The 24,194-nt window shown below is 44.1% G+C and carries 22 protein-coding genes and 1 pseudogene; 7 read left to right on the forward strand and 16 right to left on the reverse strand.

The genetic code is table 11. From position 1 onward, the window contains the following. Window positions 1-2: 2 nt before the first annotated feature. Window positions 3-1,982, reverse strand: a complete 1,980-nt coding sequence (gene uvrB, locus LEP1GSC050_RS08915) for an excinuclease ABC subunit UvrB (RefSeq protein WP_010570875.1) — start codon at window positions 1,980-1,982, stop codon at window positions 3-5. 66 nt (window positions 1,983-2,048) lie between these two features. Continuing rightward, complete coding sequence (locus LEP1GSC050_RS08920; protein ID WP_010570876.1) at window positions 2,049-2,711, reverse strand: ATP-binding protein; 663 nt, start codon at window positions 2,709-2,711, stop codon at window positions 2,049-2,051. 505 nt (window positions 2,712-3,216) lie between these two features. Between LEP1GSC050_RS08920 and LEP1GSC050_RS21320 the strand changes: the two are divergent. Continuing rightward, window positions 3,217-3,447 (forward strand): annotated as a pseudogene (locus tag LEP1GSC050_RS21320) (Lcl C-terminal domain-containing protein); the annotation flags it as partial. Window positions 3,448-3,498: 51 nt separating this feature from the next. Here the strand turns inward: LEP1GSC050_RS21320 and LEP1GSC050_RS08930 are convergent. From LEP1GSC050_RS08930 to LEP1GSC050_RS08940, 3 genes are read right to left on the reverse strand one after another with little or no spacing between them, the layout of a single operon-like run. Continuing rightward, on the reverse strand, window positions 3,499-3,960 hold the full coding sequence (locus LEP1GSC050_RS08930) for a tRNA (cytidine(34)-2'-O)-methyltransferase (RefSeq protein ID WP_010570878.1): 462 nt from the start codon (window positions 3,958-3,960) through the stop codon (window positions 3,499-3,501). A 4-nt stretch (window positions 3,961-3,964) separates the two neighbouring features. Then, on the reverse strand, window positions 3,965-5,113 hold the full coding sequence (locus tag LEP1GSC050_RS08935; protein WP_020987591.1) for a S1 RNA-binding domain-containing protein: 1,149 nt from the start codon (window positions 5,111-5,113) through the stop codon (window positions 3,965-3,967). 25 nt (window positions 5,114-5,138) lie between these two features. Further along, on the reverse strand, window positions 5,139-6,497 hold the full coding sequence (locus LEP1GSC050_RS08940) for a hypothetical protein (protein WP_040911566.1): 1,359 nt from the start codon (window positions 6,495-6,497) through the stop codon (window positions 5,139-5,141). Window positions 6,498-6,522: 25 nt separating this feature from the next. Here LEP1GSC050_RS08940 and LEP1GSC050_RS08945 point away from each other — a divergent pair, with 25 nt between their 5' ends. Continuing rightward, on the forward strand, window positions 6,523-7,215 hold the full coding sequence (locus LEP1GSC050_RS08945) for a histidine kinase (protein WP_010570880.1): 693 nt from the start codon (window positions 6,523-6,525) through the stop codon (window positions 7,213-7,215). Further along, window positions 7,216-7,995 (forward strand): glycosyltransferase family 2 protein, encoded by a 780-nt coding sequence (locus LEP1GSC050_RS08950; RefSeq protein WP_010570881.1) that lies wholly within the window; start codon window positions 7,216-7,218, stop codon window positions 7,993-7,995. It begins immediately after the preceding gene. A gap of 26 nt (window positions 7,996-8,021) precedes the next feature. On the opposite strand, the gene LEP1GSC050_RS08955 is transcribed toward LEP1GSC050_RS08950, so the two are convergent. Continuing rightward, window positions 8,022-8,417: a hypothetical protein gene (locus tag LEP1GSC050_RS08955; protein ID WP_010414739.1), complete on the reverse strand. Its 396-nt coding sequence runs from the start codon at window positions 8,415-8,417 to the stop codon at window positions 8,022-8,024. Window positions 8,418-8,486: 69 nt separating this feature from the next. Between LEP1GSC050_RS08955 and aroE the strand changes: the two genes are divergently transcribed. Both aroE and LEP1GSC050_RS08965 read left to right on the forward strand, forming a co-directional pair. Then, window positions 8,487-9,353 carry a shikimate dehydrogenase gene (gene aroE, locus LEP1GSC050_RS08960; RefSeq protein WP_010570882.1) on the forward strand — a complete coding sequence of 289 codons (867 nt, stop codon included), beginning with the start codon at window positions 8,487-8,489 and terminating at the stop codon, window positions 9,351-9,353. A gap of 6 nt (window positions 9,354-9,359) precedes the next feature. Continuing rightward, entirely contained in the window at window positions 9,360-10,634 is a 1,275-nt protein-coding gene (locus LEP1GSC050_RS08965) for a glutamate ligase domain-containing protein (protein WP_010570883.1), read from the forward strand. A gap of 3 nt (window positions 10,635-10,637) precedes the next feature. On the opposite strand, the gene LEP1GSC050_RS08970 is transcribed toward LEP1GSC050_RS08965, so the two are convergent. The 8 genes from LEP1GSC050_RS08970 to LEP1GSC050_RS09005 all read right to left on the reverse strand — a co-directional run bounded on the left by LEP1GSC050_RS08970 (window position 10,638) and on the right by LEP1GSC050_RS09005 (window position 18,346). Then, window positions 10,638-12,266, reverse strand: a complete 1,629-nt coding sequence (locus tag LEP1GSC050_RS08970) for a PEGA domain-containing protein (RefSeq protein WP_010570884.1) — start codon at window positions 12,264-12,266, stop codon at window positions 10,638-10,640. Then, window positions 12,263-13,033 carry an ABC transporter permease subunit gene (locus LEP1GSC050_RS08975; RefSeq protein ID WP_010570885.1) on the reverse strand — a complete coding sequence of 257 codons (771 nt, stop codon included), beginning with the start codon at window positions 13,031-13,033 and terminating at the stop codon, window positions 12,263-12,265. The genes LEP1GSC050_RS08970 and LEP1GSC050_RS08975 overlap by 4 nt, the downstream gene beginning before the upstream one ends. After that, window positions 13,030-13,932: an ABC transporter permease gene (locus LEP1GSC050_RS08980; protein ID WP_010570886.1), complete on the reverse strand. Its 903-nt coding sequence runs from the start codon at window positions 13,930-13,932 to the stop codon at window positions 13,030-13,032. The genes LEP1GSC050_RS08975 and LEP1GSC050_RS08980 overlap by 4 nt, the downstream gene beginning before the upstream one ends. 11 nt (window positions 13,933-13,943) lie before the next feature. After that, entirely contained in the window at window positions 13,944-14,399 is a 456-nt protein-coding gene (locus LEP1GSC050_RS08985) for a PTS sugar transporter subunit IIA (RefSeq protein WP_010570887.1), read from the reverse strand. Next, the gene (locus tag LEP1GSC050_RS08990) at window positions 14,374-15,282 is read right to left on the reverse strand and encodes a hypothetical protein (RefSeq protein ID WP_010570888.1); all 909 of its coding nucleotides are present in this window, start codon (window positions 15,280-15,282) and stop codon (window positions 14,374-14,376) included. Before LEP1GSC050_RS08990 ends, LEP1GSC050_RS08985 begins: the two co-directional genes overlap by 26 nt. Then, entirely contained in the window at window positions 15,272-16,423 is a 1,152-nt protein-coding gene (locus tag LEP1GSC050_RS08995) for an oxidoreductase (RefSeq protein ID WP_010570889.1), read from the reverse strand. The genes LEP1GSC050_RS08990 and LEP1GSC050_RS08995 overlap by 11 nt, the downstream gene beginning before the upstream one ends. A 6-nt stretch (window positions 16,424-16,429) precedes the next feature. Next, complete coding sequence (locus tag LEP1GSC050_RS09000) at window positions 16,430-16,711, reverse strand: hypothetical protein (RefSeq protein ID WP_010414765.1); 282 nt, start codon at window positions 16,709-16,711, stop codon at window positions 16,430-16,432. 84 nt (window positions 16,712-16,795) lie between these two features. Further along, a complete protein-coding gene (locus LEP1GSC050_RS09005) occupies window positions 16,796-18,346 on the reverse strand; it encodes a cellulose synthase family protein (RefSeq protein ID WP_010570890.1) in 1,551 nt (516 codons plus the stop codon). Window positions 18,347-18,865: 519 nt separating this feature from the next. Here LEP1GSC050_RS09005 and LEP1GSC050_RS09010 point away from each other — a divergent pair. Then, a complete protein-coding gene (locus tag LEP1GSC050_RS09010; protein ID WP_010570891.1) occupies window positions 18,866-19,600 on the forward strand; it encodes a motility protein A in 735 nt (244 codons plus the stop codon). A gap of 25 nt (window positions 19,601-19,625) precedes the next feature. On the opposite strand, the gene LEP1GSC050_RS09015 is transcribed toward LEP1GSC050_RS09010, so the two are convergent. Continuing rightward, complete coding sequence (locus LEP1GSC050_RS09015; RefSeq protein ID WP_010570892.1) at window positions 19,626-21,098, reverse strand: potassium/proton antiporter; 1,473 nt, start codon at window positions 21,096-21,098, stop codon at window positions 19,626-19,628. A gap of 144 nt (window positions 21,099-21,242) precedes the next feature. After that, window positions 21,243-21,581 carry a DUF1292 domain-containing protein gene (locus tag LEP1GSC050_RS09020; RefSeq protein ID WP_010570893.1) on the reverse strand — a complete coding sequence of 113 codons (339 nt, stop codon included), beginning with the start codon at window positions 21,579-21,581 and terminating at the stop codon, window positions 21,243-21,245. 144 nt (window positions 21,582-21,725) lie between these two features. On the opposite strand from LEP1GSC050_RS09020, the gene LEP1GSC050_RS09025 reads away from it, so the two are divergent. Next, window positions 21,726-24,194: an ATP-binding protein gene (locus tag LEP1GSC050_RS09025; RefSeq protein ID WP_010570894.1), complete on the forward strand. Its 2,469-nt coding sequence runs from the start codon at window positions 21,726-21,728 to the stop codon at window positions 24,192-24,194.

Genomic DNA, 24,194 nt, shown 5'->3' on the forward strand with positions numbered 1-24,194 from the left:
CGTTACACTTTCAAAGAGAGCATTTTATCTCGGAGCATTGCGGCGCGCTCGAAGTCCAACTCTTTCGCGGCTTTAAGCATTTCCTCTCGAAGGCGTTCTTTTAGTTCCTCTTTGGAAGAAAAATTCTTTTCTTTAAATTGCTTCTCGATACTCTCTAACGCCGCCTCTTCTAAGGTATATTCTTTTTGCTCCCGATCGATCATGTCGTTTATTTCCTTCGAAATCGTTTTCGGAGAAATTCTGTATTTCCTATTATGCTCTTCCTGAATCGTACGACGACGACGCGTTTCTCCGATGGCCTTTTCCATCGAATCCGTCGTTTTATCGGCGTATAAGACCGCCGTCCCGTTTATGTTACGAGCCGCCCGACCGATAGTTTGTATTAGAGATTTATAATTTCTTAAAAATCCTTCCTTGTCCGCGTCCAAAATAGCGACTAGCGTCACTTCCGGAAGATCCAAGCCTTCCCGAAGCAAATTGATTCCGACGAGAACGTCGTATACCCCTTTCCGCAGATCTCGAATGATCTCGACCCTCTCCAAAGTGTCCACTTCGGAGTGCAAATAAGAGACCTTAATTCCGAGTTCCTTATAATAGTCCGTTAGGTCTTCCGACATTTTTTTTGTAAGAGTCGTTACTAGTACCCTTTCATCGCGATCTACTCGTTTACGAATCTCGATCAAAAGATCTTCGACCTGATTTTTCGTCGGGCGAACTTCCACAACCGGATCCAATAATCCTGTTGGTCGAATGATTTGTTCAACGATCGTCTTACTTTTTTGCATCTCGTAGTCCGCAGGAGTCGCGGATACGTACAAGGTTCTTGGAGTTAAACTTTCAAATTCGGGAAAATTTAACGGGCGATTATCCAGCGCGGAAGGTAATCTAAATCCGAAATCCACCAGAGTTTGTTTCCTGGCTCGGTCTCCTGCATACATCCCACCCACCTGCGGAATGGTTACGTGCGATTCGTCGACAATAAGCAAAAAATCTCCGCGAAAATAATCAATTAAGCACGCAGGTCGTTCTCCCTCTTTTCTTCCAGTTAAGTGACGGGAATAATTTTCGATTCCGTTGCAATACCCCATTTCCTGAAGCATTTCCATATCGTAGTTCGTACGGGACACGATGCGTTGCGCTTCCAAAAATTTGTTCTCCTTATTGAACTTCGCTTCCTGCTCCACCATTTCATTCTTTATGACTTCGATTGCGTCTTTTATCATCGGAGAAGACATGATAAAGTGCTTTGCAGGATAAATGAAGCAACGATCGAGTTTGGCGATGACCTGCCCGGTGACCGTCTGAATTCTGGTAATTGCGTCGATCTCGTCCCCGAAGAATTCGATGCGAATCCCGTCCGTATGATATGCCGGGTACACCTCGATAGAATCTCCCCGTACTCTAAAGTTTCCTCTAGAAAAATCGATATCGTTCCGGATATACTGGATATGAAGTAATTGACGAATCACCTGGTCTCGATCGATCGTATCTCCCTTTTTTAATGAAACTACGGATTTCATATATTCCTCGGGGGATCCCAATCCGTAAATGCAGGAAACCGAACTTACTATAATGACATCGTCCCTTTCCAAAAGCGAGGATGTCGCCCGAAGTCTAAGCTTATCTATTTCCTCGTTCACCGACATGTCCTTTTCGATGAACACATCCGACGAAGGCACGTACGCCTCCGGTTGATAATAATCGTAATAGGATACGAAATATTCTACGGCATTTTCAGGGAAGAAGTCCTTAAATTCTCTGAATAGCTGCGCCGCCAATGTTTTGTTATGCGAAAGTATCAGAGTAGGCAACCCCAATCTGGCAATTACTTCCGCCATAGTAAACGTCTTACCAGAACCGGTCACGCCCACGAGTGTGACTTTCTCCTCCCCCTGTTCGAAGGAAGTTGCAATTTTTTCGATAGCTTGAATTTGATCGCCTGCGGCTTTATAAGGGGATTGAAGTTTAAAAATTGCAGGCATACTGTTTCCTCTTGGTTAGAATCCGCTGCGACAGAAATGTTTTCTATTTTGAAAGACTTTACGAATCTAAGAAAGTTTTTTCTCGGCCATAAAGAGAGCTTGCTTGCGTTCCTCTAAAATTTCTAGATCCATTTTATCAAATAGCTTTTGCATTACCATCATACCGCGCATCAGAGTCGCAGTGGAAGAGAATTTTCCTCTTTCGATATCTTCTTCGATATTCAAGTCTCTAAGGTTGTTGACCAGTCGAATTTTAAAAAGCCCGTTCCTCTCTATTCCATAAGAGACTTCTACCGTTCCTCCGTCTCCGTATTTCACGGCATTTTCGACGGCTTCGATCGATCCGATCGTGAGATCGACGATCAAATCTTCGTTAACTCCGTTTTCGCGCAGAAAAGTCTCGAGCCTGCTTCGAACATACTGCATAGGCTGGAACTCCGTTTTTCCGAGAAAGACGTAATCTTCTTTTTTAACGATTTTTTTGTGCAAAGCAGAATCGGGAGAAAGTGAATATTCTCTCGGATCGAATTTTCCTCTGATTGCGTCCTTGGAAGCGACCAAGGTATCAAGAATTTGGGGAATCCAGTCCGGGTGGATTTTAGGATCTTCTCGGAATCGTCGAATGACATCCATTCGGATCCAGGCGTGGAAATCCTGGGAATTTCCTACTAAACCGTTTGCTAGGAGATCCCGTATTCGGGCCTCGATCTCTCCTAGGGAAAAGGACATTCCCATATTTTTCCATAGGATCGTTTTTTAAAATGAATGTAAATCCGATTTTTAGAAAACAACCGCAAACTACTTCAGAGAAACCGGTCATTGGTTTTTTCCCGAACCTTTTTTACACAAAATTTTCTCGGACAAAAACCCCTTGTTCCAAATTCGATCCATCCGTCTTCGGTTTTTTCCGGAAACGCCGCCTCTTAAATTCGTTCTTTTGCAGAATATTTTTCCTCGTCCAAATTTGTCTAAATCTAAGCGCTATTCTTCAAGGAACAGAAATACCCGACCGAGGAGCCAAGTATGTAGAATATATATTCTATTTTTATGATATTTTCACTTTTTTATTTCCCGATCAAGGATATGATCCCGGCTCCGTTTATCGATAACGGAAACGGGATCCGTATCGGATTCGGGAACGCATTTAATTTGGCAAAAATGCAGCGCAGGTCTAACTGGTTCGTCCTGCGATTTCGGAGCCGCGGCGACGTATACCTGGTAAAATGCATTACTCTATTGCGATAGTCTGAATTTCGCGTCCGGAACGGATTGGAGACTTCCGAATATAAGGGAACTAAAAAGTATATTAGATAAATCTCAAATTTCTCCGGCGATAAACCTTTTGCCGTTCTCGAAAACGGCAACGGCAACTTACTTGTCTTCCACAACGTATTTGGGCGATCCTACGCGGGCTTGGATGGTAAGTCTTTTTATAGGGAGCGCTACTTCGTTAAATTCGGGATGAACCGGGTCTTTTGTGTGGCTTCGGAACCTTAATTTATCTCCGAAAATTTCCTTACCATTTTCTCACTTGTCGCAAGACTTCGTAAGCTACGATTGCGACGGCATTACTCAAGTTTAGACATCTGCAATCTTCTTCCATGGGAATTCGAATCACACGATCCGCGTCGACGGATTTCGTAATTTCGGAGGGAAGTCCGGAGGTTTCATTACCGAATAGGAGCGTATCATCCGGCCCGTAATTCGGCTTCGTGTAGGAAGTCACTCCCTTTGTGGAAATTAAATAAAGGTCCGATCTCGGTGGAAGGCCCGAACGAAACTCTTCCCAAGTGGAATGCTGAGTCAGTTTTACCTTATCCCAATAATCCAATCCTGCACGTCTCGCGGCCTTTTCGGAAAGTTCGAACGCAGCTTCTCCGACAATATGCAGTTCCGCTCCCAACGCAACACAGAGCCTAGCTATATTGCCGGTGTTAGGCGGAATCTCCGGCCGGTACAAAGCGATCCGGAGAGCCATATCTCTAACCTTTCTTTTGTCCTTTGCTTAAAGACTTAGCTAAGATCGCGCCGAAGGATCCGGTCGAGGAAGTTTCTTCGGTCAAGTAACCGCTATAATTCAATCGATCCTGCACTTCTTTTGCCTTGGTCAGAGATAAAGAAATTTGTCGTTTCGATAAATTCACTTCCATCACAAACGCATCCACCTTGTCGCCCGGTTTGAAAATTTGCGATAAAGGAACACGATTTAAAATTCCGCTTTCCCGATTCGGAACTAGACCGGAGAAATTCTCGTTTAGTTTGACGAACAATCCGAAAGGCTTAATGCTATCCACGACGCCGGAAACGAGGTCCCCTTCCTTAAACGGAACGTTCTGAGCCCAAGGATCCTTTAAAAAATCCTTAACCGTAAAGCTATGTTTGTTTTCTTCCCAATCCAGCTTTAACACTTTGGCGTGAAGTACCTGCCCTGGGTGAAAATCCAAAGTCAAATCAGTATTTTTTTTGAAAGTCGCTTCCGATGCCGGAACAAGAGCAGTCAATCCGTCCGCTTCCACAATCAATCCGAACGTGTGAACGGATTTAACCCTGCACGTTACGAACATTCCGGGTTTCAATTCCCCTTTTAACACGGATATCTTGGCTTCTTTCTCTTTATCGGCGATTTTTTTCTGGGAAACTACTACCTTACCCTTCGCTCCGACTTCTACGATAAGAAAGCGAACATATTTTCCGGCTACATTTCCTTGCTTACGTAGATCCGAATCCAATTGCGAAAATGGACAAAATCCGGTAACTTCACCTAACTTAACTTCGACGCCGGATTCGTTTTCACCTACGATATGCGCAAGTACCGGGATTTCGGAAGCTTGAGCGACGGAGATTAAATCCTTTTCCAAGGAATCTCCAAGCAAACAAGTCGTAAAGTATTGATCCCCGGAAGACTCTCGGAGAAAATACGCCTCGAACTCTTGACCCGGTTTAGGAGCTTCGGGAAATTCCTCCGCGAGAACGATTCCGGAAATTCCCGTCCCCTTTGCCTTTATAAAAATATAATCTGATTTTGCGCTGCTTACGATTGCGGTTACTTTTGCACCCGGCTCAAGCGCACCTTTCTTGCGGAAGCTTTCATCCAAAAGTTTTTCGAATAATTCTTTCTGGGAGTCTTTCATATTCTTCCTCTCTATCAATTGAATTTCACCGACCGCGTTTAGAAGCCGGTTTTTTCGGCGGGAGAATTTCCGTTCTTTTACGTTCCGTTACAACCGTCTGCAACGAGCGTAATTTTTCCCATCCGCTCAATGGGTCCTCGCTAAAAACGAGGAACTGCGCCGATTTCCCTACACGAATTTTTCCTTCATGTGCGGCTTCAAGGTAGGTACAGGCCGTTTCTGTGGCGGCGCGAAGAGCTTCCTTAGGGCCTAAAATTTCCGACAAGATGGATATCTCTTTCCAACCGCCAATTCCCGGAAAGGTCAGATAATGGCCGGTACCCGAAGCGAGCAGAATCCGTAAGGCCAGATTCTTTCGACCCTTTAGAAAGGCAAGATAGGAATCGTACTCTTTATCCGCCTCAGCCTTTTCCTTTTCTCCTAACGGAATCAGGGTCGAAATCCAATCGAGCGAAAATGCCCTTTCTTTGAATCTTGGACTCCAAGCTAATAGTCGATTCCATTCCTCGGAAAACCCCGGAGTTCCTACTTGCTTTTGATTGTAGTACACTCCGAACATAGGCCCCCAATAAGATTGGACTAAATTTCTAGACACGGGGGCTATCGAAGAAGTTTCCGGAATCGGATGATATAATACCGGCACACCTGCGGACAATGCTTCCCAAGACGCGAATTCTTCCCCAAAGGCGGAAACCGCCAATTCAAGGCCTTTTTCGTCGGCTTGAGTTTTCATCCGATACAAAAGTTGTCCGTCAATTTGAAAGGGTTCTCCGGCATCATGACGCAAAAATAAATGCGCACGACCTGTCCCCTTGTTCGAAACTGCGCGGATCGCCTCTTCCTGATTATGTAAAATTTTGTAACCGCTGAGTTTTGACCCTGCATTTCGAAGTTCAGCCGAATCCGCAACGAGTATCGGAGGAGAAGTAGAGATTTTAGGGAATTCGCCGGTTTTTCTTCTAGATCGAGCCAGATCTTCCACCCAGGAGGCATCTGCAATACTTTGCAGGAAAACAAATCCATGCAGAAGAAACGATCGAATGTCTTCCTGCAGCTCGAATTTGTCTTTTTGACCGCCGATCGAATTTGCCCCCAAAGTGACATGGGCATCGCAAAAACCGGGTAATACGAATAGAGGATTCTGGACGTTTGAGGATGGAGAAATCTTCTCGATGAGCCCGTCTTTTACGAACAAATCTACGGGCCCTTTATATTCCAAAGAGCCCGGCTCTATTACGAATACACCTTTCCAACTCCAACTCTGGGCCTCAAGAACCGAGATTGAGCTGAGGAAAAAGAGTCCCCAAAAAAAAGAATTTTTACAAAGAAAATAATATGAAAAGACCTTTTTTGGGATGGCGAGTATGAGTCTCTTGACAAACAAATCGAGTTCCGGAAAGTTCAAGGTAATGGGTCAGGAAATCCGGGATATATCCGATAATATCCGGCTTACGGTAGAGAACGGAAGAATTCTATCCCTCAAAACACATAGGATGACTCGATCCGTGGAAGAGCATATCCAGGAAGCAATCGAATTAATCCTGGACAAAGTTACGTATCCCACGCTCGTCCCTACGATTTATACTATCGTTAAAGAGTTATCGATCAACGCCTGTAAGGCAAACCAAAAAAGAATTTTCTTCGAGGAAAAAGGATACGATCTAACGGATGCTACCCAGTACATCAAAGGGGTTTCGGAATACCGACAATTATTTTCCGAAAGCATGGCGGAAGAGTTCGGTCAGAAAGCGAAAAAGAAAGGATATTACTGTTTGATCAGTTTCGATTATTCCATGGACGGAATTCGTATCGAAGTGATCAATAATACGCCCGTTACTCCGCAGGAAGAAAAATCCCTAAGAGAAAAACTCGAAAAGGGAATGCAGTATGCTGACATAGCGCAATTTTATATGGATAATGCGGATAATACCGAAGGCGCGGGATTAGGATTGGCTTTGATTCTAATTATGTTAAAAGGGGAAGGAATCGACCCTTCTTTCTTCCGCATAGGAATCCGAAAAGAATCGACGATTGCTCGACTGGAAATTCCCCTGACTACAAACTTCAAGTCCGCTCGCGACAAGGATTTCTCGCGCATATAAATGCCCCTACCGATTTCCGCCTGCATCATAACATTAAACGAAGAGGATAATATTTCTCGCTGCCTCGCATCTTTAAAATTCGTGGATGAGATTATCGTTCTAGATTCGGGTTCGAGTGATAGAACCGCAGAGCTGGCAAAATCCTTCGGCGCCAAAATAGTCCATCGCGAATTCGACGATTACGTAACTCAAAAAAATCACGTTGTATCATTAGCCAAGAATAGCTGGATTTTGAGCGTCGATGCCGACGAAGAAATATCGACCAAGCTGGAAAATGAAATCCGAGAGATATTAGGAGGAAGAGAACCTGAAGAAGACGGATTTCTCATTCCTAGACTTACCATGTATATGGGAGAATGGGTTCGTCACGGCGGTTGGTATCCTAACTATCGAGTTCGCTTATTTAAAAAATCCAAGGGTAGATTTGTCGGCGGAAAAGTTCATGAATCGGTTCGTTTGGAAGGGAAAAAAAGAAAATTAAAAAATCCGGTACTGCATTACTCTTATCAAAACCTGTATGATCATGTGAATTTTATAAATCGATATTCCGAACTTGCGGCGACGGAAAAGTTCGCTAAAGGAAAACGCACGGGTCTTCTCTTCGCCTTTTTAAGGGCTTCTTATAAATCTTTCTGGATGTATTTCGTTCGCTGCGGGTTTTTGGACGGGCGGCGAGGCTTTATCCTTGCAATCATGGGATTTTATTACAATTTTTTAAAGTATACTAAGATATTAGAAATGACTTTAGCCGAAAAGGATCGAAAGCGACGCGAGAATTAAATATACTATGAGTAAATCCTATAGTTTCAGTCTCGACGTTCCTTGTTATGATTGATTCGATTCATGATATATAAAGCCAAATAGCCGCCTATCAGCACCGCAATCAAGTTTACGTTGGAAAGTTGATAGATCCCGACCTTAGGAGATATCAACCAGAACACGATGTCTCGTATGATATCCTGAAAAATGGAAAGAATGATTAGAGAGCCTAGTAATGCGACCAGAAAGGCCACCCAAAATCCGCCTAATAAGTCTTTGCGCTTGTAAAAATAGAAATACCAGGCAAGACCGCCGCTAATTCCGACAACAAAAAGTGCATTAGTAAACGGAGTCCACCATCCAACGGAGAATGCGGCCAAGACTAAAAAAGGTTGAGTGCCGAAGGAAGGAAGAAAATCGTAGAACGAAGCCAGGATTCCCATCTGGTTTACAGGTTTTCCGGGTTTTGGGATAAAGTCGAGAATTTTAGCGAAAAAACGGTCCTACCATCCTTGAAAATCTTCAGAGACACCTCCAAATATTTCGGCGTCATTGGAAATCCACTTTCCCATACGCTTTCTCCCCTATTGCACACCGGGTGGTACGAAGACTTAGGTCTAGATTATGGCTACTTAGTCTTTCCCATTTCGTCTGTTGAAAAACAGGACTTAACCGTATTATATAAATTCGGAGTTAGAGGACTTTCTGTTACGATACCTCATAAGGAACATGCATTTAGGTTGGCGGATACAAAAGATGGGGCTTCCGAAGCCATGAAAGCAAGTAACACTCTCGTCTTACGGGACGGATCGATTAGCGCGCATAATACGGACGGAATCGGAGCAGTCCGGGCCGTATTGGAACAAAATCCCTCCTCCATGAACGGAAAAGTGTTAGTCTTGGGAAGCGGAGGGAGTGCGAGAGGAATAGCCTTTTCACTTTTGGAAAAAGGAAACGTAGAGACCTTGGTTATTGCCGCAAGAAACCAAGATGCGGGAAATGAAATCGTAGATTTACTGAATCGAGTTAGACCGGGAAGGTCTTTCTTCCTTTCGTTAGAAATTGCCGAACGAAAATGCGCCGAATTCTCTTTGGTTATTCACACGACTCCGCTTGGGATGAAGGGAAAGGATCCGGGTCCGGTCTTTTCCCCTTCGTCCTTTCACAGCGGCCAAACCGTTTTCGATATCGTATACAACCCGCTAATAACTCCGCTCGTTAAAATCGCCCAATCTTACGGAGCTATTATTATACCCGGCTCCGAGATGTTATTGTACCAAGCTGCGGAGCAGTTCCTTCTTTTTACAGGAATTCAATTGGAAAGCGAACTCATCGAAAAAGGAAGACAAAGGCTCCGTTCCGCGTTGAGCGGAAATTAAACCCGAATGCCTCTTAATGATTTTCTGAAATTCGGTTCTAGTTTGGTTAATTTGGAAAAGACTAGAAACTTTAACGTATTCAAAGAATATTCTCTGGAAGCGTTTCGAAATTTTTTAGATAAACATAATTGGAGAAAAAGAAGCTCGCCCCGCTTACGAATTTCGGTGGTCGGAACAAACGGAAAAGGATCCGTCTCTCATTTCCTTTCCCAGACATTTTCCAAGCTAAACCAAAGAGTCGGCCTATATACTTCTCCTCATCTCATCAGTCCTGCGGAAAGAATCCGAAAGGGACCGGATTTTGATCCGATTTCATCGACGGATTTGGAAAGTATCGCGAAAATAATTTTTGAGAACGCCGAAGAACAGGAATTGTCCGACTTTTCCTGGTTTGAATGGTTCACCTTAGGGGCTTTTGTCTATTTCGAATCGCAGGATTTGAATATTCAAATCTATGAGGCCGGACTCGGCGGAAGACTAGATGCGACGAGCCTCGCAGAACCGGATGTCGTCGTACTATGTTCGATCGGAGAGGATCACAAGGCGATACTCGGTGACACCAAGGAAAAAATACTTCTCGAAAAACTCAATATAGCGGGGCCAAAGACCAAACTACTATTGTCCATGCCTCATGAGAACGAATTGGATGAGATCGTCCGGTCTTTTTGTTCAGAGAAGGGAATCGAACTAGTATTCTTCGAAAGGAAATCACTGAAGGACACCTATTTAATCTATAATCTGAATTTTGCAGTTTGGGCAACCCGAATTATTTACGATCGGATTTCATCTATAGTATCTTTTCTTAAAATTCCAAATTCGGATGACTGCAATTGGTTCTTTGATGAAAAACCCTTCGCTTCGTATTCGGCCGGACTGAAAGCCGGTTTTCATTCTCCACCGGGAAGATTAGAGGTTTTATCCCGAGATCCTTTCGTAATTTTCGATCCTGCACATAATCCGGACGCAGTAAGAACCACTCTTCGGGACATTTCCGTTCTATATCCGGAAAGGAAATTATCCGTGATTGCGGGGTTTTTACCGGATAAGGACGGAGAAAGCATGGCAAACGATATCGACCTCTTTGTAAAAAATCGCGGAGCGAAAGTCGCATTCCTGAAAGGTCCCAAATTTAAATTACCCGAAGGATTCGAATCGTTTGCATTGGATCCAAACGATTTTTCGAAAAGATTATTCGATTTTTCCCGAGAGGGAGTTCTCGTCTTAGGAAGCTTTCGTCTCTACAAATATGCTGTCGAAGCAGTTCAAAGAAATACAAAATAAGATTCAAAATTTATGTTTGAATCTTGCATAGGTCTCCGTCTCGAACTGATATTCCAACCCTCTCGCAAAATACGGCGTTCTTACCGGCGCGACACCTACGTCTATGGTTTCCGAGTCCAAACCTAAGACATAAAAGGAAACTGAAAATACCAGCATCGCCGCAATTCCGTAAAGCATCAAGCCGCCGTGAACTCCCGTATCTCGATCGATATATCCCGCCAATCCTCGATAATAATTGGCCTTCGACTCCGCCTGACTATGAATATTATACTGATAGTAATAAGCGGTCGCAAACGAATTGAAGTTCGAGGAATTCTGAATTAAAGTCGCCAGGCCGGTAACCGTCACGGCATTCGTCATCGGCCTCGAACCTTCGAGAATCGAATCGGCCTTTAAATTAAAGTAATAATATCCCGCATAGAACAATAAACTTCCGTACAAGGAATAGATCGCGAAATCGTCGTACGAATGATCCAAGAAAACGTATTTTTTATTTTTATAATATGAAACCGAATCACCCTGTTTCAGGGTGCCGGAAACTTCCGAGTTTTGGTCCTTCTTAATCTCGATTCCCTTTAAAATATCCACATGACCTTCTTTTGAAAGTCGAATGCGATTCCAGCCCACCTTAACTGGAACTCTATTCAGCGGAGTTACCCCTAACAATTCCGAACCGAAATAAACGTTCGCACCGGGTGGATCCGATGTTACCGAGAGAAACCCTTCCTTCTTTTCCTTAAACATTTGGATACTGATCTCCTGGGAGGAGGTCCGCATATCCACTTCTCCCCGCCAATCGTTAAAACCGTCTCGGGTAACACGAACATCGTGAATTCCGGGAAGTATATCGTTTCGAACTAAAGGGGTTTTACCTATATAATTCCCGTCCAAAAATACCAAGGAGGATAGAATGCCTTCCGATTTAACCGTTAAGCGAAACGTAAATTTCCCTAAAAGAAAACTTTTTAGGGACTCGATCAAAGGATTCAATTCTTGATAAGAACGTCTAATACTGGTTTTATGGGAAAATTCTTTTTTTGCCCCGTCCTTAAAGGAACGTAAGACTATTCTTATTCGCATTTCATCGGCGGATTTTTTTTCGAATTCGCCGGTAACGGAATAGAAGCAATTATTTTTCCTAGCTAGGGGAATGACTCCTCCGTCGTCGGGAGCAAGTTCCGATTCGAAAGGCTCGGACCTAAGGGAAAGATATCTTGGATCGTTTTTGATCGGTGCCACGAGTTTACCGGATCGAAGTTTCTCGAGGCGATCGGAATCCCATTCCCCCTCCTTTACTTTTCCCTGTTTTACGGAATCTTGATTTCCAAACGGATGTTGAATCGACGTAGGGAGAGCATTCTCATCATATATTTGTACCGTAGTTTTTAATCCGGAATATAGGACGGAAGCGTATCCGGCAGAATAGAAATCCAAAGCGGCATCTCCGGATAGATTTCGAAGAGGAAAGAAACACAATTTACGTTCCCTTTCGAATTCTATCTTTTCTTTGGAAGACATCGAAGGGAAATTATACAGATCTTCGATCGCAAGTAAGGAACTCCCGCCACAGATAGGAAGCATCGAAAATAGCAATATGCCGGCACAAAATCTCTTCGGAAAATGCGACTTCAATTCTTGCGCCCTCCGACGGAATAAACCAAGCCTAGAATTCCAAGGATAGGAACGATCAAGGCCCAAGGCGCAGATTCGGCATAATCTTTCGAGAAAGCGATTTGCTCTCCTAAGCCCGGACCGAACGTATCCCCTCCGGCCGAAATTCCTAAAAATCCGAAAATCGCCAAGGTCATAACGACCGATGGAAGTCCGGTTGTTAAGAGAATTCCCAATAACTGAAAGGCCTGCGGGAGAATATGGCTTCGAAAAATATAAGTCTTTCCGGCGCCGAAACAAGAAGCCGCCAAGACGTATCCGCTTCCGCGGACTTCTTCGATTCGGGTTCGTAACGTTTCATATGCGGGCGCCCAATCACCCAAAAGAATCGCAATAAAAAGAGAGGCTGCCGTTGCGCCAAACGCCTGTATTACGAGAAGAGCAAGCAATAAGGATGGAATGGAAACGAAAACCGACGATAATGGAGATAAAAGATTTTTCTGTAAGAAAGGACTCGAATAGGCGAGTAATCCGAGAAGACTCGCGAAGAGCAGCGTGAGGACGCGCGCCGGAAATGCAAAAAGAAACGTAGAAAGGCTTCCGTAGCCGAGCATCGCCCAGACATCGCGTCCGAGTCGATCCTTTCCCAACGGAGCTCCCGCACTGATAGATCGAAATGAATCATGTAATTCTACCTGAGTCGGAGGAGAATGTAAAAGAATGCCGCCTAATGCAATCGTTAGAAAACTTCCAATGATCGCATATCGTACAGAATCCGAAAACTTCATGCGGATTGCGTCTCCCAACCAAGAAGCGAATCTCGAACTCTTTCGGAAATTCTTGTAAGAATATAAAATACCGTTCCGCTATAAAAAAGTAAGGCGGAGAGTAGCGGAGCATCCATCGTACGAATTGCATGATACATCGATTTTCCGATACCGGGAAAGAAGAATATTTCCTCCACTACGATGGCCCCGGACAACAAGGAACTAAAATCCAATAAAATCAATACAAGAAGTACGGGTAAGATTTTAAGAAGAATATGCCGAAAGAGAATCCTCATTGGCGAATAACCGCGAGCCCTTAGAACGGTCACGTAAGCCGAAGAAGATTCTGTTTCCGCCATCCCGAAGGAAAATCGAAACAATCTGGCCCATACGCGAGAACCTAGAGCCAACCCGGGCAGAATCACATAGGAACTATTCCAAGATTCGTAACCGCCGGGAGGAAGCCACCCTAGAATAAAGAAAAATAACACTAAGAGGACGACAGCAAAGACAAAAATCGGTGTGGAAAGAATGATTTGACTAAGAGTCTCCAAAAATATTCGCAACCAGCTCGACTTCAGGAGTAAGGCAAAGAATGCGAATCCTATTGCGAAAAGTACGCTCCAGATGATTGCGAACGAGGCGAGATGAAAAGTCGGTAAAAATCGGGAACCGATATGAGAAAGAACCGGATCTCCGGATTCGGTAGGCCCAAGATCGAAGCGAAGAATACCTTTCCAAAAAGAAAGATACGAATCGATGAAACTCTTTTGCACCGAAAGCGAACGGCTATCTTCACTTGTGATTCCCGAGTCGGCGTTTAAAAACTCCCGATCCAGAGAGCGCAATTGGGAGAACAACACGGAAACTGCGGACAGTAGAACGATAAAAACGAGAAATCGCCTAGCCTCTTCCAACAAAGTCGCGTTCCTTACGGAGTAAAGGCTTTCCGAATCTCCTCAAAGTCCTTGGAATCGATCAGTTTTTCCCTGTCTTCCTTGACATTCAGAGTTTTAGCGATCTGAGCGAGGGTCTTAATATGTTCTTGGAACTTGGACTTGGGAACGATTAATAAAATAAAAATATGAACGGGCAAGTGATCGATTGCGTCAAAGTCGATCCCTTTCTTCGAAAGGCCCATCACGCATTTAAGCTCTTCGACTAGATTTACGGAGCAATGAGGAATGGCTACCCCGCTACCTATGCCCGTCGACATGGACTTTTCCCTTGCGAGAAGGGACTCGAAAACGGGTTCCCGAACTTCCGGTCCGATTAGTTTGACATCAACCGCCTTTTGCAGTAGACGTGAAATCACCTCTTCTTTCGAAGAACCTTCAAGATCAAATATTACGGTCTCAGGCTTAAGTAAAGCCAGGAGCTGGTTCATGCTTCTCTATCCTATCTCCTAGGAAAATACGAATCAGGAGGGATTCAATGAAAAAAAACGACGCGACCCAAGTGAAAGAGGGAATGGTTCCTGCTGAAATGAAAAAAATTCCGATGGCAATTGGTACCAAGGATAAAAAAGAGACAGGAAGAACCGACTCCAGATTGTGTCCGGGCAAAGCGAGAGCGAGAGCGAGGGCTAAAGAAGCCGCCCAGATCGGTTCCGAAATAAAATCTCTAACTGGAATGCCGAATTGGAAAGTCCAAAACCCTAAAAAAACTCCGAAGGCGATCGGAAGAATTATTGCCACGGGTCTTTTCATAAAAACCGGTAATAACAATAGGATCGAGTAGCCTCCGGAAGACTGCAAAGCGGAAAATCGCTCGCTCGGATTCGCGTCCACTTGAAAGACTCCGCGAGTGTATAAATCCGTAAAGTTCGGATCTTGAAAACCGAGCCCGGGCGTTAGGGACCAAATTTGTATCCCAGGAATGAGATAGAGTAAAAGAAATACTAAAAGCTGGACTAGAGCTAAAGGAAAGCGAGTTCTTAATTTTCTTTCCCCTATCCACCAAAGCCCGAATCCGATTAAAACGGCAAAGGTCGCATGCAATGCAAATCGTTGATCCCTTGGAATTAAAAGAGCAAAATAAAGCGCATGATTAATCCAATAAAACACATACGACTTTCTATCGGTTAAAAAGAAATACGCGATCGCGCCTACTAGCAAACTGAAACCCAAAGGAAGCAAAATATATAGAGTTCCGGCAGAACCTAACGCTAATAAAAATACGCAAAGAACAGCCGAAAGTATATCCGGAAAGAGTAGATCCTTCCTGCGAAAAAAACCCTTTCCGGTCGATAGAATAAAACTAAATGCCAACTGATTCCTCCTTGACCGAACGAATTCGATCTCTTAAGGAAATGAAAGAAGGGCATAGAAAAGTGCAGATGCCGCATTCCATGCAAAGACCGGGCTGGAATTGACCTAAACTTACCGTCAAGGCCATCGGATTTGATTTTGTCGGGCAGTTTAAAGAGCACTCACCGCATTCGACGCAAGGAAATTCGGACCTAGCAGCTTCATGACGGGCTAACAAAATAAGCGAGGAATAAAGTCGAATATCCCAGTAAAAACCTTCTTTCGTGTCGCGAACGGGATAATATTCGAAAAAAGAATTTAAAGTAAACTGGGAATAAGAATGTTCATATTCCTCGAATAGAAATTTTAAGTTTTGTCCGTTTTGAACCCGAAGAGGAGTTCCCGCTTTTCGCAAACCGCCGTTCTTTCCTAAAAAAAAGAGGCTGATCTCTCTCTCAATGAAAGGCATTCCGCCGAATAATGCTCTATAAAGATAATATAAAGTTTCCGGACCTAGATAAATCACATCTTTGAATCGCGAGAAAGGGATTTTTTCCGTTTTAAACGTAAAATATTCCGGAATTCCCCAAGGATACGCGTAATTTCGAAGCGGAATTTTCTTATCTAAAATATAATCCCTGATTTCCGTTTCTGGAAACCAAAGTTTAAGAGAATCTATGAAAGATTTATGACAATCCGGATCGGTTCGCAAACGAGAAGTAAAGTCTATGTCTTGGGACCGAGTATAAGGAGATAAGATAATAAAACGAGGTTTGAATCTTTCTCGAAAAGAATCCGACAAAGGTTGACCAGGAAAATCCAGAGAGACCAATCCGAGCCGATCCATGACTTCGATCGCTTCTTCCTTTTTCCAAATCTTCGGATGCAATTCGTTTTTAACCGGAAAAATTCCGTCCTGGACGATTTGGACTCGGGTTCCGGTTTCGCCGTGGGCTAAGGAGGCGACCCCATTTACCGGAGAAAGTACGGTACCTGAAGATTGTTTAAAAAGGGAATCACCTACCTTGACCCGGGCAGGAAATTCTTTTAGCAGAAGAGCTCCGCCATCGGGAATCAGGGTGTAAGGTTCATCCAGAACCGTCTTACGGGTTCCCGCGTCTTTGACGGTTCTGGGTTTGAGAAGAAACGGTTTTGCGAACAATGCCCTTTAGTTAGGGGACTTAACCATATAGATTTCGTCTTTAATGGGAAGTTCTTTCTTCAAATTTTTAATATAAGGAAGAATTTCTCCCATCGGTTCATAGAATTCACAATCCGTTTGCATACGGCGTGCTACAGTAAAATACTTATACAGTTTTTCCTCGCCGGAACGCTTGGACCATTTCTTTTTGGTGCATTTGACCCGGAGGATGTATTTGTCCGCCTCGGATTCATACTGCCTTACGGTTACGCAATGCAGGCAGTTGGCGCAATAGACTTTCTCGCTCATCGGTTATCCTGTTTCCTGGGGTATTTGACAGATTTAGGCCAAGGCCATGGTAGTCAACCTGTTTCTCCTGTTAGAAGCCCGGAATTAGGCTTCTTGAGGGACTTCTTCTTGAACGGGCTCTTGGGCCGCAGAGGATTTGTATTTCCAAGCTGCTTCCCGGAAGGATTGGAAGGAAACGAAGAAGAATCCGATTCCATATATCAAGAGGAAACCTACGATATAAGGACGCCCAACTAGGAAGGATAAAGCCACGGAAAAGAGACAATAAACTCCTAATAAGAATTCCAATACTACGTGGAAATCTAATGGAACGGTATATTTCAATCGCTCTTTTACTGAGTCGGAATTCTTTTCGATTCTAAGCTTCGGAGTCCGTTTAAAGGAAGATTGAATTCCAAGGACCGCTTCCAGCCAAGCACGGGTATTTACCACTGCGATTCCGGTTCCGACCATAATCAAAATTGGAAGATAGATTAAGCGACGTTTCCAATCTTTATAAAGGGTTTTTTGAGAGTATGCGTAGAAAAATAAGGGTCCAATCGAACCGACGGAAAGGACAGCCGCCGTTCCTGATAATACTTCTAAAGGAAGATCATAGAAACTAAATCCTGACCAATATTCCATTAATAATAAAGGGGCGCTAAAAAGGATATTGATGATCATTAAAGGGTGAACCGAATAATTAATTAAATGGGTTACCGCTTCCGCCTTGGTTTTCCAAGGAAGATCCGCTTTCCAAATTCTCGGTAAAAGCTTCACTGCAGTCTGAATGGAACCTTTACACCAACGGAATTGCTGAGACTTATAAGCTGACATCATCGCCGGGATTTCTGCCGGACAGACAACATCTTTAAAATAACGGAATTTCCAGCCGCGAAGCTCCGCACGGTACGAAAGATCGAAGTCCTCGGTCAACGTATCGTGTTCCCAACCTCCGGCATCTATGATGGTTTCTTTTCTCCAAGTCCCCGCGGTGCCGTTGAAATTCATCCAAAGTTTGGCTCCGTTCCTGGCTACTTGCTCGATCATGAAGTGACCGTCGATACCGAAGCTTTGAGCCTTTGTAAGAATATTATAATCTGCGTTAATATGTCCCCAGCGAGACTGGACCATTCCGATTTGCGGATCGTCAAAGTATGCCATGGTCTTCAACAAGAAGTCCGGATCAGGAATAAAATCGGCGTCAAAAATCGCGATATAATCGCCAGTGCTCTCTTTCATTCCCGCATCGAGAGCTCCCGCCTTGTGCCCGACACGATTGGTTCTATGAAGATGGTTAATATTGAAGCCTTGGGATTTATATTGAGCTACCAGACTTGCGGCTTTTTGGATGGTTTCGTCGGTGGAATCATCCAATACTTGGATTTCCAACTTATCCTTAGGATAATTTAAAGCAACTGTGGAATCAATCAAACGATCTACGACGTAGAATTCGTTAAAAATAGGAAGCTGGACCGTAACTTTGGGAAGATTCGGGTCGGTAATCGCAAAAGTTCTGCTTGGATCCGTATCGCAATTCGAATTATACTTTTTGTAGAGGTACACCATGATGTAGGTGTGAATTCCAAAAAAGAACAAACCTAAGATATCTAAGGCATAAATTGTGAGGAAGAGAACGGTTACCGCGGTCAGCATTTGTGCCAGGTTTTTCTGAAATAGCCGAAAAGTCAACGGATTTTGCGGCGCAACATAGAAACGGGAAAAATCAAGAGGACGGAGGATCCGTCCCCTCGGTTAGAAAGTGAAAATTCGCAGTGGAAGTTCCTCAACCAGGGAGGTTGTGGTCCATCCGCTTAAAGTATCGGATTTCAAAAAGACGACCTTAGAGGAATTCGAAGATTTTTCTTCCAAAACTGCGAAAAACTTAGCGGGATCACTGAATACACCGAGTAAAAAATGCAATTAGAGAAAAGGTTTGTCGGCTTTCGCAAGCTGATTAGCCTGTGGGAGCTCCCATAACAGAAAACGAGTTGCAGAAGCCGACAAATTCTGATATGAGGGCCAATCGGAAAAGCGCGGGGACGGCGGGGTACCACCGATCCGGCCCCCACCCACTAGGGTGGGGGGCACTCCCGACAACAAAGCCACACCGCCATTTATCAAACTGCGCTTAAATTACTTGTCCCTTGAATAGATACCCCTATTTTAGCCTCGATGCGCTCCGCCATTTTAGGACTTCTTGCTGCCCTCGCCTCCTTACTACTCGCGATCTTGCTCGAAGAGGCTCACTTTCTTTCGTTCTTAAAAATTTCCGCGCTTGTGTTGATCTTAGGTGGAACCGCCGGAGCAACATTCGCCAGCTACACTACCGAAGAATTCGCAAATCTGATTTTACATTTAAGGGATTCCGTTTTCCCCCGAAAAGATTATTCGCTTACGGATTTATTTTTAGATTTTGCGGAGCGTGCAAGAAAGAACGGTCTCCTCTCTTTAGAAGATCGCCTTGCTTCCATTCCTGACGCATTTCTAAGAAAAGGAATTCAACTGATCGTCGACGGAACGGACCCTAGAGCAGTCGAAGAAATTTTATTCGAAGCCGCCGAAGCACTAGAAGAAAAAGAGACGCGCTCAGCGAAAATTTTGGAAACTGCCGGCGGCTTTTCTCCCACGATAGGAATCATCGGAACTGTTCTCGGTCTCGTTAGCGTTCTCGAAAATTTAGGCGCGGGAACCAGAGCTCTAGGAGAAGGAATTGCAACCGCGTTTATCGCGACATTCTATGGAATCACGTTCGCTAACTTGATATACTTTCCGTTAGCAAACCGAATTAAGACCTGGGCACGGTCTCGCAATAACCGGAGACAGGCGATGATTCGCGGAATCATCTCTCTGCAAACGGGAGACAATCGGCGCATTTTAGTGGAGAGGATGGCACCGTTTCTAGACTAAAAATTACAGTCTCAACATGAAATTTTTACGTTATCTTGCGCTCACCCATCCGGGATAGAATTTCGCGAATCTGTTTTTCGGCTCCCGAGGGAGTCAAAACGAGTAAAACATCCCCATCTTCCATTTTCGTTTTTCCTGTAGGGACTAAATGGCTATCACCTCTATAAATCAAAGTGATTAAAGAGTTTTCGGGAAAATCCAATTCATAAACGAATTTACCTACGGATGCGGAGCCGTATGGAACGATATATTCCAGTAAGTGAGTGTCGCTTTGTTCCTTATTTTCGAATTCAAAAGGATAAGAAGCGCGTTGCTCAAGAGGAGCTTGCAAGCCAAGAAGACGAACTACATACGGGATCGTAGAACCTTGCAACAACAAGGAGGTCAATACGGTGAAGAAGACCAAATGAAAAATCGCTTCCGATTCGGGAAGCTGCTTAGCATAAGGGAACGTTGCAAGAATAATCGGAGCCGCCCCTCGTAAACCTACCCAAGAAATTAATATCTTTTCCTTCCAATCCACTCCGAATCCGGTCAAAGAGATGAAAACGGAGATAGGACGGGCGACTAGCATTAGAAAAATAGAAAATGCTATGCCGATTCCCGCAACGGGCGGGATTCTAGACGGAAAGACGAGAAGTCCCAAGGTAAGGAACATCACGATTTGCATCAGCCATCCGATTCCATCCATAAACCTCACATTACTTCGTTTATGAACGAATGATCTGTTCCCTATGATGATTCCTGCAATGTAAACTGCTAGGAACGGGTTCCCTCCGATTAATTCGGTGGATGCATATACAAACAAAACGGAAGCTGAGAGCAGGACCGGATATAAACCCTCGTAATCCAACTTAATCCGATTCATCCCGCGATAAATCCAATACCCTAAAAGCAACCCTAGAAGGATCCCTAAGGTGAACTGCTTAAAAATTTCCCAGACCAGTAATTCAAAACTGGGGGCAGAACTCCCCGCAAAACCCAAGATCGTAGTAGTCAAAAGAACCGCAAGCGGATCGTTACTACCGGATTCTAACTCCAGAAGAGAAGTTAATCCTTTTCGCATTCCGGTATTACTCGTGCGTAGTACGTTAAATACGGCAGCGGCGTCCGTGGAAGAAACGACTGCTCCTAAAAGAAAACCGATCAGAGGCGGGAACCCGAGCACGTATACGGAAAATAAACCGACGATAACGCAGGTTAATAGCACACCGATGCTACCGAGAGAAATTCCCATCCAGAGAACAGGTCTAACCTTGGCCCAATCGGTCTCCAATCCCCCGGAAAATAGTATAAAAGCCAAGGCAATAGAACCGACTTTTCGGGCCAATTCCGCATCCGAAAATGGAATACCCAATAAACCGTCGGACCCTGCCAACATCCCGATCGACAAAAAGATGAGTAACGCCGGTACTCCGAATTTAGTGGATACACGAAGTAAGCCGATACTGATAATAATCAGGCTCGATAATGCAAGAATTGTAAATTCAAACTCCATTCGGTTACGAACGATACTTTCTCGGACCTTTCATTTTTTACGAATCGTTTTTTCTTTTCGGAGAGGAAGAAAAATGGACACGAGAAAGGGTTCTTGAATTTTGCGGGAAATCCTTTATCGATCTTCTAGGAAAAAAGTTCTTGTCTACACGACGTCCGAATTAAGCTCGAAAAGAAGGTCTTCTAATTCTCTATCATCAGTAACTTCAACGAGTCGATCTTCGCCATATTCGTCGGCTTCGATTCTAACCGCGAGATAGCCGAAACTTTCTTCCCCTTTTAGAAAACCTACATCCAAATTTATTAATTCTCGATCTTCCTCGTTCGACGGGATCAGCAAAAAATATTGAGCTTCGTCAATCTCCACCACTTCTCCGACCAAAAAAGAATATGGATTTCCGTCTTCGTCGATTAGGTTTAAAATCTCCTCTCCGAATTCTTCGTGCTCTCGCTCCTCGGAACTTGTATCGTACGACTCAAGCATTTTTTTCCCTCCCTATTCTAATCGACCAAAATAGCTATTCGCAGGAAAAGTTTCCCGCCTTTCGGCGACCTCGGAAAAGGTAGACAAGATGTAAAAAAGAAAGATATTAGGTGTGGAACATCGTATTGCTGGAAACCCGCTGAAATGGACAAAAAGAGAAGCTATTTCCTTTCGATTCTAGTTGGGTTCCTTTTATGGTTTGCGTATTGCTCTCCTAGGGATAACCTTGGAATCCAGATTAAAGACGGCGTCTTAGAAGCAGGTCTCTGGAACCCGGAACAAAATACCCTATCCCTCAACGGCGAATGGGAGCTTTATCCTAACGCATTTTTAGTTTCCGAACACGCCAAGATTCAATCTCCCCCGATTCTCACCGAAGTGCCGGATACTTGGAATCGTCTTCAAAAAGACGGAAAGACGATATTTCCGAGCGGGAGAGGATACGGGACGTACCGCTTGCGATTAAACCTTCCGACTCCTCAACCCGCGCTTGTAATGCGTATTCCGGATCAAGGAACCGCCTATGTCTTATATGCCGATCGTAAACCAATCGCCTCGATGGGAAAAATAGGAAAAAATTACGAAAGCTCGATCCCATTTCTTTCCTCTACAATCGTTAATTTGCCCGAGAACACGCGGGAGTTAGTGTTTGAAATTTCGAATTATAGACATATTTACGGCGGGCTTTGGTACCCTCCGCGAATCGGAAAACAGGAAAAGATACTAAACGAAAAATATATCGACCTGGCATTGGAAATAGCGACTTCTTCCTCAGTTTTAGTTTTGGTGATTTACCAAATCGTCGCGTATCTTTTAATCCGAAAAGAACGGGCTCCGCTTCATTTCGCCATTTTTTCCGTAGCCGGAACGTTACGTTTTTTTCTAACCGGCGACAGGATCTTTAATTCGATTTTTCCTGAAATTCCTTGGGAAATTACCCATCGACTAGAATATCTGTCTACCTATGCATTGGCCTCGGCTTTCTTTTCCTATGCCGCCTCTCTCTTCCCTTTGGACTTTCCGAAATGGAGCGAAAGAGCCGCGTTCACATCCTTGTCTTTCTTTGCGATAGTTACGATTTTCTTTCCGGTGGACTACTACGGAAGATTATTAATCCCCTTCCAAAGTATCGTCGTCATCGGTTCTTGCCTCATTCTTTACGGATGCGTCAAGGCTTTGATACATAAAAGAGAAGGCGCCTGGTTATTTCTTATCGGAATTTTTACGATCCTTCTCGCATCGACAAACGATATTCTTGCTTCTCATTATCTTCTCCATACTCAGTATATTTTAGCTCCGGCAATTTTTATTTTCATTTTCCTAAATAGCCTCACTCTTGCGGTTTCATTTTCAAAGACGTTGGAAAAATCGCAAATCGTCAGTGCAAAGCTAACGTCGACGAATAAGGATTTGAACGATCTTAAAATCCAGCTCGAAAGAAAAGTAGAAACGAGAACCAAGGAACTAATGGAGGCGAAAAACAGGGCCGAAGGCGAGGCAAAATATCGATATGATTTTTTAGCGACAATGAGTCACGAAGTTCGGACGCCGTTGAACGGTTTGATGGGAACCGCCAATCTTCTATCCGAAACTCCTCTAAACCTAGAACAAAAAGAATATCTCGATATCATACAGCTATCCAGCGAAAATCTGTTGCAACTTGTAAATCAACTTCTCGATCTTTCAAAGATAGAAAGCAATCGATTCGAATTGGAAGTCATGCCCTTTGATCCTTTTGCGATCCTGCAAAAAGCGGCCAAGGTGGTCAAGGCTCGTGCTGAAGAAAAAAGGATTTTTCTCGATATCCATTATCCGGAACATCATCCGGGCATCTATGTCGGAGACGAAGGTAGAATTCAGCAGGTACTTTTAAACCTATTAAGCAACGCTATTAAGTTCACTGGTTCAGGCGGGAAGATAGTCCTAGGCGTAAAAACCGCCGGAGAAGATTCGCAATCTCGAATATTAGAATTCTGGGTGGAAGATACCGGCGTAGGGATCGCTCCGGAAAAGGCCACGGACCTCTTTGAACCTTTCGTCCAAGCGGATTCGTCCGTTTTTCGAAATTACGGCGGAAGCGGACTGGGCCTTACTATCTCCAAAAAGCTAGTCGAATTGATGGGAGGAAGTATTCGAGTCGTAAGCCAAATCGGCAAAGGTTCGAAATTCATTTTTTTACTCCCGTTCCCTCAAGAAGAAAGTGACGCGCCCGAAAGCACTGAGGAAAAATCGCCTTATCTCTCATTTATACCTAAAAAGATTTTATTGGTAGAGGACCGCGAACCTTCCAGAACCATCGCGAAAAAAACATTAGAAAATATGAATATGAAAGTAAGCGTCGCCTGTGACGGAAAGGATGCTTTATTCAGGTTAACTAACGAAATTTACGACTTGGCCTTGATCGACATAGAGATGCCCGAGCTAAGCGGGATAGAAGTGGTTCGTTCTCTGAAAGAACAGGGAGGAAAGCTCCCTATTTTAGTGGCATGGACGGCCCATGCCCTGCCCGGTGCGGAAGCGGTTTTTCAATCCACGGGATTTGACGCTTACCTACACAAACCTTCTTTACGGAGAGACTGGGAACGACTTTTGAAAACCTATTTTCCGCAGTGA

This window comes from Leptospira broomii serovar Hurstbridge str. 5399 (assembly GCF_000243715.2).
Lineage (GTDB): Bacteria > Spirochaetota > Leptospiria > Leptospirales > Leptospiraceae > Leptospira_B > Leptospira_B broomii.